This window comes from Deinococcus rubellus (assembly GCF_025244745.1).
In the GTDB taxonomy this organism is placed as follows: Bacteria; Deinococcota; Deinococci; order Deinococcales; family Deinococcaceae; genus Deinococcus; species Deinococcus rubellus.
In genome coordinates, this window is the sequence record NZ_CP104213.1 from 1,225,526 (window position 1) to 1,237,774 (window position 12,249).

Genomic DNA, 12,249 nt, shown 5'->3' on the forward strand with positions numbered 1-12,249 from the left:
ATGGCTTCTCCCGAAAATCCGTCGTCCACCTCCAACACCCGCAGCGGCAAACATCAGGTGGCACTGATCGCCCACGACAAGAAGAAACTCGAACTGGCGCTGTTTGCCCTCAGCCACCGCGAACTGCTCTCCCGCTTTCATCTGGTCGCCACTGGCACCACTGGCAGCATCCTGCAAAAGCAGACCGGACTCAAGGTGGAGCGGGTGCTCTCGGGGCCACTGGGCGGTGATCAGCAGATCGGGGCCAGAATCGCTCTGGAGCAGGTGAGGGCGGTCTTCTTTTTCCGTGACCCGCTGACCGCCCAGCCGCACGAACCCGACGTGAGCGCCCTGGTGCGGCTGTGCGACGTTCACGATATTCCGCTGGCAACCAACCCTGCCAGCGCTGAGGCGCTGATCCTGTGGCTGGCACGCGAGGAGGCGCAGGCGGACGCGGCGGGCGCTGTTTCATCTTTGTCGGGGCAAGGGCGCTGACGGCGTTCGGTGCCGTGTGTTAGGTGACCTCGCCCCGGCCGCCGGAATTCGCTGGCGTGGGTCTGGAGGTTCGGAGCAGTGCAGTTCCAGTGATCCTGTCTTCAGCCGTCTTCGTTGTCCGGTTCGTGCTGGCTGCCGCGCTCCGGGTTGGTGAGGCCCTGGAAACGGGCATGAGACTCGGTAGGCGTCTCGTTATCGCTCTCCAGAGGGCCAGTGTCCACACCGCTGATCAGGATTTCGCCTGCCCGCTCGGGGGCCTCACTCGGTTGTGTCATGCCTCCATTCTACACGGCCCCGGCGCTTTATTCTGCTTTGACGTGAATGGTTGAATGTGCCCGAACGAATTTCGCCAGCAGCCTTGAGGCTGGCTCCACCGAGTGTTCAGCCAGCCTCCAGACAGTAAGCCAACTCCGGGCAGCGCGGCGCGGCGGCGGTGCACAGTGACCGCCATGACCAACCAAGAATCGCGTGGAGCAGTCTTCCAACCCACCGAAAAGTGGACGCTGGTGGCCCTGGGTACGGGTCTGGCGGCGCTGGGCCTGCGCGGCGGCCTGACGCACAAGCTGGGGATAGGGCGGCTGGCCCTGACTGGAACCGGGGCCGGGCTGGTGGCGGTGGCCCTGCGCGGCACGAACCCGCTCGGCACGGCCCTGAAAATCCGTGAGAACACCCAGGGCGAGACGCTGGTGAGCGACGCGGTGACGGTGGGCCAGCCGCCGGAAGCGCTCTACGCCGTCTGGAGAAGGCTGGAGAACCTGCCCGCGCTAATGAGCCACCTCCAGGAAGTCAGGGTGTTGGAGGGGGGCCGCTCACGCTGGACCGTCAAGGGGCCGCTGGGCGACGTGAGCTGGGACGCTGAACTCACCGCCGACGAACCGGGCAAGCGCCTGGCCTGGCGGTCCCTGCCGGGGGCCGACATCGAGAACAGCGGCGAGGTGCTGTTCCGGCCCGCGCCGGGCGAACGCGGCACCGAGGTGGTGGTGCGCCTGAAGTACAGAGCGCCGGGCAGCACAGTGGGGCCGGTCATCGCCCGAATGCTGGGTCAGGAACCCTCGCAGCAACTCAGGGACGATCTGATGCGTTTCAAGCGCGAGCAGGAACTCGGTTTCCACCCGACCACCCAGGGTCAGAGCAGTGGGCGGGCCAAAGCACCTGCCAATGGAGGTGTCAAATGAAGGCAGTGATCTGGCAATCGACCAATCACATCAGCGTCGAGCAGGTGCCGGACCCGGAACTGTTGCTGCCCACCGACGCCATCGTGCGGGTGTCGTCCACCGCCATCTGCGGCTCGGATCTGCACCTCCTGGATGGCCGGATTCCCAGCATGGAAAAGGGGGACATCCTCGGCCACGAATTCATGGGTGAGGTCGTGGAGGTCGGCAAAGACGTCAAGACCCTCAAGGTCGGGGACCGGGTGGTGGTGCCGTTCAACATCGCCTGCGGGGTGTGTGATCCGTGCAAGCGCGGCTTTTACAGCGCCTGCGACAATTCCAACCCCAACCACCGGATGGCCGAAGCTCTTTACGGCGCGGTCAGCGGCGGCGGCCTGTTTGGCTACTCGCACATGTACGGCGGCTATGCGGGCGGGCAGGCCCAGTTCGTGCGGGTGCCGTTCGCCGACGTGGGACCGTTCAAGATCGGCCCCGACCTGCCGGACGAGCAGGTGCTGTTCCTGACCGACATTTTCCCCACCGGCTATCAGGCGGCGGAAAACTGCCAGATCGTGAAGGGCCGCGACGTGGTGGCGGTGTTCGGCGCGGGGCCGGTGGGTCAGTTCGCTGCCCGCAGCGCCCAGATGCTCGGCGCGGCGCGGGTGATCGTCGTGGACCGCGTACCGGAGCGCCTGCGAATGGCGGCGGCGGCGGGCCTGGAAACCATCAACTACGAGGAAGTGGACGTGCTGGTGGCACTGCGCGAGGCGACGGGTGGGCGCGGCCCTGACCACGTCATCGACGCGGTGGGCATGGAGGCGCACGGGCACGGCCCCGGCGCGCTGCTCGACAGCGTGGAGCAAAAGCTCAAACTCACCTTCGACCGCATCACCGCCCTGCGGTGGGCCATCCTCAGCTGCGCCAAGGGCGGCACCGTCAGCTTGCCGGGCGTTTACGGCGGCCTGGTCGATAAAATGCCGATGGGCGCGGCCTTCGCCAAGGGCCTCATTTTCAGAATGGGCCAGACCCACACCCACCGCTACCTGAAGCCGCTGCTCTCGCGCATTGAGGCGGGCGAGATCGATCCCAGCTTCGTCATCACCCACCGCGCCACGCTCGACGAGGCCCCGGCCCTCTACAAGACCTTCCGCGACAAGCACGACGGCTGTATCAAGGTGGTGCTTGATCCCTGGGGCAAGGCGGCCACAGCCTGAAGGTGACTGGGCAGCCCATCAGCCGCTAGACTGCGGGCGTGACCACGCCCAGGCCGCGCTTCTCGGGTCCGCTCTTCGAGGGACGCTCAGCCATCACGCTGGCACAGCTTAGGCTGTTCGTGGCAGTGGCCGATGAAGGCAGTTTCTCCTCGGCGGCAGCGGGCCTGGGCATGTCGCAGAGCAGCCTCAGCGAGGGTGTACGCGCCCTTGAGACAGCACTGGGTCAGGCGGTGCTGCTGCGTACCCGCAGCGGTGTCAGCCTGACGCCCACCGGGTTGCAGGTCATCGGCTACGCCCGCGACGCGCTGCTGGCGGTGCAGGATTTGCAACTGGCCGCCAACCCGGCGCGCACCCTCAGCGGCCAGCTCACGGTGGCGACCTACCGCAGCATCGGTCAGCAACTGCTGGCCCCGGCACTGGCCCGCCTGCATGCCGAACATCCCGAGTTGCACATCCGGGTGCTGGATGCCGGGCGTGACGGGCAGGGCGGTCAGCGCTTTGTGAGCAGCGGCGAGGCCGACGTGGGTTTGATCGAAGCGCCGGACGCTGCCGGGGGCCTGCTGTTCGAGGTGCTGCTGCACGACCCTTACCTGGTGGTGACGCGCACCGGGCATCCTATCCCGCTGACCTGGGCATACCTGAAGGCGCAGCCGCTGCTGCTGCCGCCGCTGATCAACCCGGCCAACCAGCCGGTGCTGGAATTTCTGAGAAGTCACAAAGCGCTCAGCCGTAACATCACTGAGGTCGACGAGGACGACGTGATTCTCTCGATGGTGGAGTACGGGCTGGGTATCACCATCTTCCCGCGCCTGGGGCTGGCAGGGCTGCGGCCCGCACTGGTGGCAGTGGCCTTGCCTGAGCCACTGGAGCGGATCATCGGGCTGGTCATCAGACCGGGGCGGGCCGCCCTGCCGCACGTGCAGGCCCTCGCTGAGGCGGTGCGTACCCAGGCCCGTCAGAGCGCCGACTCAGGATCGTGACCAGTCGGAAAGCCAAAAAAAACACCGTGCTGGACGGTGTTTCTCTGTCGGAGCTGCTGTGGTGGGACGTGTAGGGCTCGAACCTACGACCCGATGATTAAAAGTCATCTGCTCTACCAACTGAGCTAACATCCCACGTTCTTCGCCGCGTTGAGGACCATCATAACGGGCGAAAGGGAGTATATGGGCCTGCCGCCTGCCGTGTCAAACCAATGGAGTCAGACCAGCGCGCTCGATAGTAGGCGACGTCACTCAGCGCCGCGAGTTTGGCAGCTTGGGCGGCATCTGGCTGGGCTGGAGACCGCGCCCACCCTTCATGCCCGCGCCGAGCTTGCCCATTCCGCCCATGCCCTTGCCGCCGCTCATGCGCTGGAGCATCTTCATCATGTCCTTCATCTGCTCGTGCATCTTGACCAGTTTGTTGATCTCGCTGACCTGGGTGCCTGCGCCTGCCGCGATGCGCTTGCGGCGCGAGGCGTTCAGGATCTTGGGATTGCGCCGCTCCTTAAGGGTCATGCTGGAGATCATCGAGTCGATCTTGTGAATCTGCTTCTCGTCAATGCTGAAGCCCTCAGGCAGGGCACGGCTCATGCCGGGGATCAGCTTGATCAGGTCGCCCAGTGGCCCCATCTTGCGAATCTGGCGCAACTGGTTGAGCAGGTCTTCGAGGTCGAATTCCTCGGCCTTCTTGGTTTCCATGCTCTGCAAATCGGCTTGCTGTGCGCGCTCGATCAGGCCCAGCACGTCGCCCATGCCCAGGATGCGGCCCGCCACCCGGTCGGGGTAGAAGGGTTCCAGGCCAGTCAGCTTCTCGGAGGTGCCCGCAAAATAAATCGGCTTGCCGGTCACGAAGCGTGCCGAGAGCGCCGCCCCGCCGCGCGCGTCGCCGTCCATCTTGGTGATGATCAGGCCGGTCAAGTTGACCCGCTCGTCGAAGGTCTTGGCGACGCTCAGCGCTTCCTGCCCGGTCATGGCGTCCACCACCAGCAGGGTTTCGGTGGGCTGGAGAGCAGTCTGGAGGTCGGCGAGCTGGTCCATCAGGTTCTCGTCGATCTGGAGCCGCCCCGCCGTGTCCACGATCACCAGGTCGCGGAAGTCGGTCTGCTGAAACTCATTGAGGCGCTGTCTGGTCTGGGCGGGCGTCTCGCCGTTGGCGACTTCGAGCACCGGCACGCCGACCTGGTTGCCCAGCGTGCGGAGCTGCTCGCGGGCGGCGGGGCGCTGGGTGTCGGCGGCGATGAGCAGCACCCGGCGTCCCTTTTCCTTGTAGAACTTGGCGAGCTTTCCGGTTGAGGTGGTTTTGCCCGCACCCTGGAGGCCCACCATGAACACCACATTGCCCTCGGTTTTGAGGACTGGCTGCTTGGATTCCCCGCCGAGCGTCTGAATCAGTTCGTCGTGGACCAGCTTGACCACCATCTGCCCGGCGTCGAGGCTGCCCAGCACTTCCTGGCCCACCGCCTTCTCGCTGACCCGCGCGACGAACTCCTTGGCAACGCCGAAATTCACGTCAGCCTCCAAGAGGGCCATCCGGATCTCGCGCATAGCGGCTTTGACCTGCGTGTCGGTCAGGGTCTTCTCGCGCTGGAGGCGTTCCAGAATGTCTTGCAATTTGTTGCCGAGGTTCTCAAACATGGCTGTAGGCTAGCAGAAGTGGCCTGACAAACTCTTCCAAAGCTTTACAAAGTGGGCGAGCGTCAAGGTGCATGCTGGCGGCGCGAAAAGTATTTCAGTCTCAGTTTATAAAGGCTCTCTAGGGTCAACGGATGAAAAACCTGATAGTGGTTCTGACCTCGGCTGCGCTTGTCCTGACTGCTTGCGGCAGCAGTACTCCAAACCCAGGTGGCGGCACGGGCGGCGCTGGTACGGGAGGCGGTACAGCAGGTGGCGGCACCGCCCCCAGCAACGGCAGCACCCTGACCCGTGCTCAACTGGGCACTTGTGCGGTGTTGAGCGGTTCTTCTGATCCTGCGGCCACCAACTGCCTGAAGGGGACCATTGTTGGGCAGACTGTCGGCGGAGACGGCTGTACGCTGGTCATCACTGGCGACGGCAATTATCAGTACAACACCGCTAAACTCAACTATACCCACAGCGCTTCAAGCAGCGATGACAGTGTATTTACCAGTGTCGTGAGTTCAGGCACGCCTTACGTTATCTGGTCATCGACCCTGGTGACGGCAAGCAATATCGAGTCGCTGGATTTTCAGTCCGATACCAATTACAAGATTCAGATTGATGCTCAAAGCGGAGGCGTCAAGTCCACCTGTATTTCGCAACTGTAAGTCTCGCTTTGGGATGCGGAGAGCTTGAGCAGATGGGAGCGGTCAGGCTCCATGAGGATGCGGTTCTGCTCAAGACCCTGGAACTGACGGAGTGCCTTTCTGCACCGATGGAACAGACAAACGCTCTCAAGGGGTTATTCGGCTCAGGCGACGCTGTTTATGATCGGTGGTCGGTCCTATTACACTGAGGGTATGACCACAACCCCAGATCGAATCTCCTTTCTGCCCGTGCCTACCGAAACGGAAGTTCCTGAGGGGGTCGCGAAACTCTGGCGCAAAGCCCAGGGCAATCTCGGCTTCGTGCCGAACGTCTTCAAAGCGCAGGCGCTCAACGGTGAGCAGTTTCAGGCCTGGTGGAGTTACTTCAATCTGCTACTCAACAAGGAGGGGCACCTGAGCGGGCAGGAGCGCGAGCTGGTGGCCGTCGTGGTGAGTTCGATCAACGCCTGCCTGTACTGCGCGGTGTCGCACGGCGCGGCGCTGCGGCTCTCGGGCATGGACGCTGCCAAGGCCGACGCGGTGGCGGTCAACTGGCGGCAGGCCCCGCTGACGGCGCGCGAGGCGGCGCTGTGCCGCTACGCCGAGCAGCTCACCCGCGACCCCGCCAGTATGACCGAGGCCGATCTGGAACCGCTGAGGGCGGCGGGTCTGAACGATCATCAGCTCATGGAACTGGTGCAGGTGATCGGGATGTTCAACCTGACCAACCGGGTGTCGAGCGCCCTGGGTTTCGTGCCGAACGCGGAGTACTACGGTGCGGGCCGCTGAAACCCGGAGCGTGCGGGCTTGAATCTGGTCCGGTTCCTGTTCTGGCTTGAGCCAAAATGACAGGCAACGCTTGCCCCAACGTTCATGCGGCACGACCTCCCCACCTGGCTGGAGGCGTGCCGTTTCGCCGTACCCCCCAACCGTGCTCCCCAGGAGACTGACCCGATGATGCACCCCACCGCCCGCCATAACCACACCCCCGCCTTCACCGCCGCCCTGGGTCTGCCACAGAGCGAGAGCGTCGCTGTGCGCGTCTGGACGGATTTGCCGGTTACTGGCGTGTCACTGAAAGTCGTGCGGGTGGGCGAGATCGAGTATCTGAACGCCCACCCTGTGACGTTGCCCGCCTTCACGGGGGAAGGCCAGTGGTTCGAGGCCGAGCTGCCAGTTCACGCGGCGCGGGTGCGCTACGCCTGGGAACTGCGCCTGCCGGACGACCACCTCAACCTGACGGCGGCAGGTCTGACGCATGGGCGGCGCGGCTTCCGCAGCTGGTTTCAGTATCTGGCCGGGCACGTCGCGCCTGAGTGGGCCTGGCAGAGTGTCTTCTATCAGATTTTCCCCGACCGCTTTCGCGACGGCGACCCTGGCAACAACGTGCGTGAGGGTGAGTATGAGTACCAGGGCCGCCCTATCGAGATCCGGCCCTGGGGCGCGCCGATCGATAAGGCGGGCGACGTTCACGCCCACTACGGCGGTGATCTGCTCGGTATTGAGGAGGCGCTGCCGTACCTGACCGATCTCGGCGTCAATGCCCTCTGGCTGACTCCGATCTTCGTTTCGCCCAGCAACCACCGCTACGACATCTCCGATTACCGCCACATCGATCCGCACCTCGGTGGCGACGCGGCCTTCGATTCGTTGACCCAGGCGGCCCACGCCGCCGACTTCAAGGTGGTACTCGACGGGGTGTTCAACCATGTCGGTAACGAGCACGCGCTGTTCCGGGCGGCGCTGGCAGGGCAGGAGCGTGAGCGGGCCATGTTCACCTGGCGAGACGATCACGAGTTGCCCTACCACGCCTTTTTCGACGTGCCGACCCTGCCCAAGCTCGACTACCTGAGCGGTGAGGCCGAGCAGGAGTTTCTGGCGGGCGAGGAAAGTGTGGTGCGCGAATGGCTGCGCCGGGGAGCCGACGGCTGGCGGCTGGACGTGGCCCACATGATCGGCAAAGGCGGCACTGACGAGGGCAACCTCGAACTGCACCGCGCCCTCAAGCGGGCGGCCCGTTCCGAAAAGAGTGACGCCTACGTGTTCGGCGAGCGGTTCTTCGACCCCGAGGCGGCGCTGGACGGCCAGGGCGAGGACGGCGCGATGAACTATCACGGCTTCGGCCTGCCACTGATGCAGTGGCTGTCGGGGCACAGCTACACCTTCACGCCCAGCCGTCTGGGCGGTCAGGAACTCTGCACCCTGCTGGCCGACACCTACCACGCCCTGCCGCCGCAGGTGGCGCTGAGCATGTTCAATCTGCTCGACTCGCACGACATTCCCCGCGCCCTCTACCGGCTCGGCAATGACACCCGCAAGCTGCGCGCCGCCCTGACTCTGCTGCTGGCCTACGCGGGCGTGCCTTGCCTGTACTATGGCACTGAGATCGGCCTGTCGCAGACCGAGCAGGGCGCGATGCCCTGGTGCCGGGAGAGTATGCCCTGGGACGAGGCCGACTGGAACACCGACCTGCGGGCTGAGGTCCAGAACTTGATCCGGGTGCGCCGCAATTCGCTGGCCTTGCAGCAGGGCAACCTGCGCTTCGTGCTGCAAACGTCAGACGCCGTCGGTTTCGTGCGCGAGTACACGGCGGCCAGCGGCCACACCGAGGCAGTGCTGGCGCTGGCCTCGCGCACGTCTGAACCCGTCCCCCTGATTCTGCCGGACGGCGGGTGGACTGATCTGCTCAGTGGAGAAATTTTAAGCGGAGAAATCCAGCTCGACCTCAGCAGCGGGAGGCTGCTGGGCCGGGGACAGTGACGGAGGGCTTCACATCTCCCAGGTGGAACGGTACTCGCGGCCCTGCAATGTTTCCGAGAGTTCCGCCGCCACCGCCAGCGTCTTATTGAGCCGCGCATCAACTGGCGGCCTGAGCGTGTCGCCTTCCCAGTCTTCTCCAATGGCATAGACGTGGTACGGATTGAGAATACACTTGAAGTCGGTTATCAGGCCCAGTGCCAGTGGGTGATGCGAGACGTAGCTGTGCATCAGCCCACCCGCCACCAGAAAGGTCACGACCTTGTCGAACCAGACGGCGCTGAGGCCGCGTGTGGTGCTGTGCGAGCCGGTCAGTTCGATCAGATTCTTCGCGCCGCTACCGGTGGCCCAGTTGTAGACCGGCAGGGCCAGAACCACCCCGTCGGCCTGCCCGATGGCCTGCCGGTAGAGCTGGACGTTGGGGTGCTGGTAGGTGGCGTCGTCGTCAAAGGCAGGCAGCGGCGTGCTTCGCAGATCAAGCAAGGTGACTTGGTGGCCCTGCGTGGTGAGTCGCTCGGCGGCCAGATATGCCAGCATCCGGCTGCGGCTCTGGGGACTGAGGCTGGTGGACAGGACGGTGAACTTCATGCGCTCAGGCTACAGGCTGGGGAGCGATGCGTTTCAGGTACTTCTCCCCGCGCTCGGTCAGCCGCAGCAGGTGAAACTCAGGCGTCTCGTCACCGAAGTTGCGGCACATGCTTTTCAGGCTGCAGCCGTTGCACGAGCAGTCGCCCTGGTTCTGGACGGCCTCCTGCACGTAGCCCCCGGCATAGAGCGTTCGCAGCATGCCCTCCAGCGCCTCGGGCGAGCTGCCCAGGTGACGCGAGAGTTCCGGCAGGGTGCGCGGGTTGCCGACCAGCGTGCCGAGAATGGTCGCCAGGGGAGAGGTCACAGAAACCACCGGGCAATCTGATACACGATCAGGCCCGCGACCCAGGCGATGCCCATTTCGTAGGCCACCGTCATCCAGGCCACCCGCCGCCCGTGCTCGGCCTGCATGGCCCCAATGGTCGCGACGCAGGGCGTGTAGAGCAGCACGAACACCAGGTACGCCAGCCCCGCAGCGGGTGTGAATGCTCTGGCGAGGGCGGCGGCCAGCGGCGTCTTCTGCTCGGCGATGGAATCGGCCCCGAAACTCGGCAGCGCGATCAGGGTGGGTAGCGCCTGCACTGAAGTCTTCACGGCACTCCAGGTCGACAGCACGGTCTGCTTGAGGCCGTCTGCAAGGCCAAGCGGTGCGGCTTGCTTGGCCTGTTCACCCAGATAAATCTGGCCCAGCGTGCCCACCACCACTTCCTTGGCGATAAATCCCGGCACCAGCGCGCCGGTGGCCTGCCAGTTGCCGAAACCCAGCGGCGCGAAGATCGGGCTGACTGCCTGGCTGGCCCGGCCAAATAGGCTCTGGGCGGGAGGGACATTGCCGAAACTCTGCCCGCTGACCGCAGGAATGGACAGCAGCACCCACACGACAGCCACCGTCGCCAGAACGGTCGTGCGGGCGCGCTTGGCGAAGCTGGCGGTGCGGCGTGCGGCGTGGGTCCACATCACTTTCCAGGCCGGGAAGCGGTACGGCGGTAACTCCAGTAGCACGCCGCTGCCCTCGGCGGGCAGGGAGGTCTTGCGAAGTACCCAGGCAAACGCGAAGGCCACCGCCATGCCGAGCACGTACATGCTCCAGACCACCCACGCGCCCGCCTTCGGAAACAGCGCCGCCGAGAAAATGACGTAAACGGGCAAGCGGGCCGAGCAGCTCATGAACGGCAGGATCATGCTGACCAGCACCCGGTCTGATTTGCGCTCCAAAGTGCGGGTGGCGTAGACGGCGGGCACGTTGCAGCCGAAGCCCAGAATTAGCGGAATGAAGGCCCGTCCGTCCAGCCCCAGCCCGCGCATGCTGCGGTCGGCCAGGAACGCGGCGCGGGCCATGTAGCCGCTGTCTTCCAGAAAGCTCATGGCCAGGTACAGCACCAGCAGGGTCGGCAGGAAGCTCAGCACCGTGCCGACGCCGGGAATGATCGCGCCCACCACGATGTCTTTCAGGAGCGGTGCCCAGCCCAGCAGACTGACGGCCCAGCCGCTCGCCACCTCTTGCAGCGGCCCGCCGATCAGGTCCACGAAGGGAGCCGCCACCGTGAAGGTCAGTCGGAACACCGTCAGCACCAGCGCCAGAAAGATGGGGGTGCCCAGCCAGGGGTGCAGCGCCAGCCTATCCAGCTTCTCGGTGAGGGTCAGCTTGAGTTCGGCCTGAGGCACCGCCAGCCGGGCAATCTCCCCGGCACGGGCGTATCTGGCCTCGGCAATTTCTATCAGCGGATCAATGCCTGCGAGTTCCAGCCCGGCACGGTGGGCGTCGGCAGCGTCAACGAGTTCGGCGTGCCCGGTGGCGCTCAGGCGGCCCCGCAGGCTCGGATCACCCTCCAGCAAACTCAAGGCCAGGTAGCGGTGGGCGTGCGGCGGCAGCGTCGGCAGCCCGGCCATGCGCTGCTCCAGATCGGCAGCGGCGGCTTCGATGGCGTCGGGGTAACGCAGCACCGCACCCACCTGCGCGCCGCTGAGGGTGGCGTCCAGCAGGCCCGCCGTGCCGATGGACTTGACGCCCACCGTTTCCACCACCGGCACGCCGAGTTCTGTGCTCAGTACAGCTGCATCCACTGCCAGTCCCTTGTTCCTGGCCTCGTCCACCAAGTTCAGGGCGATGGTCAGCGGCACCCGGAATTCCAGCAGTTGCAGCGTCAGATAGAGGTTGCGCTCCAGGTTCCCGGCATCGATGACATTGAGCAGCACGTCTGGCGCTTCGTCGAGCAGGGCGGTGCGGGTGATCAGCTCCTCGGGGGTATGCGGCGAGAGCGAGTAAGCGCCGGGCAGGTCCAGCAAATGCACCGTCTGGTCGCCACGTTTCAGGTGCGCCTCGCGCTTTTCCACCGTCACGCCCGACCAGTTGCCGACCTTCAGGCGGGTTCCGGCCACCGCATTGATCAAAGTAGATTTGCCGGTGTTGGGATTGCCGATCACCAGCGCGCGCGGCTCGCGGTGAGCACGCAGTCTGGCAACGGTGGCCGCACAGGCGGCGACGTCGACACGGGGCGAGGTAGGCGGGGAAGCGGTCACAGATCCCCCTTCACGGCCCTCACCGTCACGCCCTGCAAATCGGCGGCCCTGAGGGCCAGGTCAGTGCGCCCCAGCCGCAGATGCACCGGGTCGCCCAGCGGTGCAAAGCGCATCACTTCTACTTTTGCGCCGCGAATAAAACCGAGTTCGAGCAGGCGGCGGCGCAGCGGATGCCTGGGGTCAAGGGCCACCACATGTGCCGCTGCGCCGGGCTTGAGGGTATCGAGCGTCACGTCTCCCATAAACCCGACTAGTCTACTCGGATTACGGTGGAATGCAAGGTGATCTGGGCGAGTGCTTG

General features: G+C 65.0%; 13 protein-coding genes and 1 tRNA gene. 7 read left to right on the forward strand and 7 right to left on the reverse strand.

All coding sequences use genetic code 11. The annotated features are described in order from the left end of the window. Positions 1-474 carry a methylglyoxal synthase gene (locus tag N0D28_RS06435; protein ID WP_260561543.1) on the forward strand — a complete coding sequence of 158 codons (474 nt, stop codon included), beginning with the start codon at positions 1-3 and terminating at the stop codon, positions 472-474. Between the two features lie 101 nt (positions 475-575). Here N0D28_RS06435 and N0D28_RS06440 read toward each other — a convergent pair whose 3' ends face one another. Then, positions 576-749 carry a hypothetical protein gene (locus tag N0D28_RS06440; protein ID WP_260561544.1) on the reverse strand — a complete coding sequence of 58 codons (174 nt, stop codon included), beginning with the start codon at positions 747-749 and terminating at the stop codon, positions 576-578. Between the two features lie 174 nt (positions 750-923). Here N0D28_RS06440 and N0D28_RS06445 point away from each other — a divergent pair, with 174 nt between their 5' ends. The 3 genes from N0D28_RS06445 to N0D28_RS06455 are packed head-to-tail and all read left to right on the forward strand — an operon-like array spanning position 924 to position 3,819. Continuing rightward, positions 924-1,649 carry an SRPBCC family protein gene (locus tag N0D28_RS06445; RefSeq protein ID WP_260561545.1) on the forward strand — a complete coding sequence of 242 codons (726 nt, stop codon included), beginning with the start codon at positions 924-926 and terminating at the stop codon, positions 1,647-1,649. Then, positions 1,646-2,839, forward strand: a complete 1,194-nt coding sequence (locus tag N0D28_RS06450; protein ID WP_260561546.1) for a zinc-dependent alcohol dehydrogenase — start codon at positions 1,646-1,648, stop codon at positions 2,837-2,839. The genes N0D28_RS06445 and N0D28_RS06450 overlap by 4 nt, the downstream gene beginning before the upstream one ends. Positions 2,840-2,877: 38 nt before the next feature. After that, complete coding sequence (locus tag N0D28_RS06455) at positions 2,878-3,819, forward strand: LysR family transcriptional regulator (protein ID WP_260561547.1); 942 nt, start codon at positions 2,878-2,880, stop codon at positions 3,817-3,819. 59 nt (positions 3,820-3,878) lie between these two features. Here N0D28_RS06455 and N0D28_RS06460 read toward each other — a convergent pair. Next, a tRNA-Lys gene (locus N0D28_RS06460) sits at positions 3,879-3,954 on the reverse strand. Between the two features lie 117 nt (positions 3,955-4,071). Then, the gene (gene ffh, locus N0D28_RS06465; RefSeq protein ID WP_260561548.1) at positions 4,072-5,454 is read right to left on the reverse strand and encodes a signal recognition particle protein; all 1,383 of its coding nucleotides are present in this window, start codon (positions 5,452-5,454) and stop codon (positions 4,072-4,074) included. Between the two features lie 131 nt (positions 5,455-5,585). On the opposite strand from ffh, the gene N0D28_RS06470 reads away from it, so the two are divergent. The 3 genes from N0D28_RS06470 to N0D28_RS06480 all read left to right on the forward strand — a co-directional run bounded on the left by N0D28_RS06470 (position 5,586) and on the right by N0D28_RS06480 (position 8,843). Continuing rightward, positions 5,586-6,104, forward strand: coding sequence for a hypothetical protein (locus tag N0D28_RS06470; RefSeq protein ID WP_260561549.1), 519 nt, complete (start codon positions 5,586-5,588; stop codon positions 6,102-6,104). Positions 6,105-6,296: 192 nt separating this feature from the next. Continuing rightward, the gene (locus N0D28_RS06475) at positions 6,297-6,872 is read left to right on the forward strand and encodes a peroxidase-related enzyme (protein WP_260561550.1); all 576 of its coding nucleotides are present in this window, start codon (positions 6,297-6,299) and stop codon (positions 6,870-6,872) included. A gap of 165 nt (positions 6,873-7,037) precedes the next feature. Then, entirely contained in the window at positions 7,038-8,843 is a 1,806-nt protein-coding gene (locus N0D28_RS06480) for an alpha-amylase family glycosyl hydrolase (RefSeq protein ID WP_312846436.1), read from the forward strand. A gap of 9 nt (positions 8,844-8,852) precedes the next feature. Here the strand turns inward: N0D28_RS06480 and N0D28_RS06485 are convergent, their stop codons facing one another. From N0D28_RS06485 to N0D28_RS06500, 4 genes are read right to left on the reverse strand one after another with little or no spacing between them, the layout of a single operon-like run. Then, positions 8,853-9,428, reverse strand: coding sequence for an NADPH-dependent FMN reductase (locus N0D28_RS06485; protein WP_260561551.1), 576 nt, complete (start codon positions 9,426-9,428; stop codon positions 8,853-8,855). 4 nt (positions 9,429-9,432) lie between these two features. Further along, positions 9,433-9,732, reverse strand: a complete 300-nt coding sequence (locus N0D28_RS06490; RefSeq protein ID WP_260561552.1) for a FeoC-like transcriptional regulator — start codon at positions 9,730-9,732, stop codon at positions 9,433-9,435. Then, the gene (gene feoB / locus N0D28_RS06495) at positions 9,729-11,948 is read right to left on the reverse strand and encodes a ferrous iron transport protein B (protein WP_260561553.1); all 2,220 of its coding nucleotides are present in this window, start codon (positions 11,946-11,948) and stop codon (positions 9,729-9,731) included. Before feoB ends, N0D28_RS06490 begins: the two co-directional genes overlap by 4 nt. Continuing rightward, positions 11,945-12,190: a FeoA family protein gene (locus N0D28_RS06500; RefSeq protein WP_260561554.1), complete on the reverse strand. Its 246-nt coding sequence runs from the start codon at positions 12,188-12,190 to the stop codon at positions 11,945-11,947. Before N0D28_RS06500 ends, feoB begins: the two co-directional genes overlap by 4 nt. Positions 12,191-12,249 lie beyond the last annotated feature (59 nt).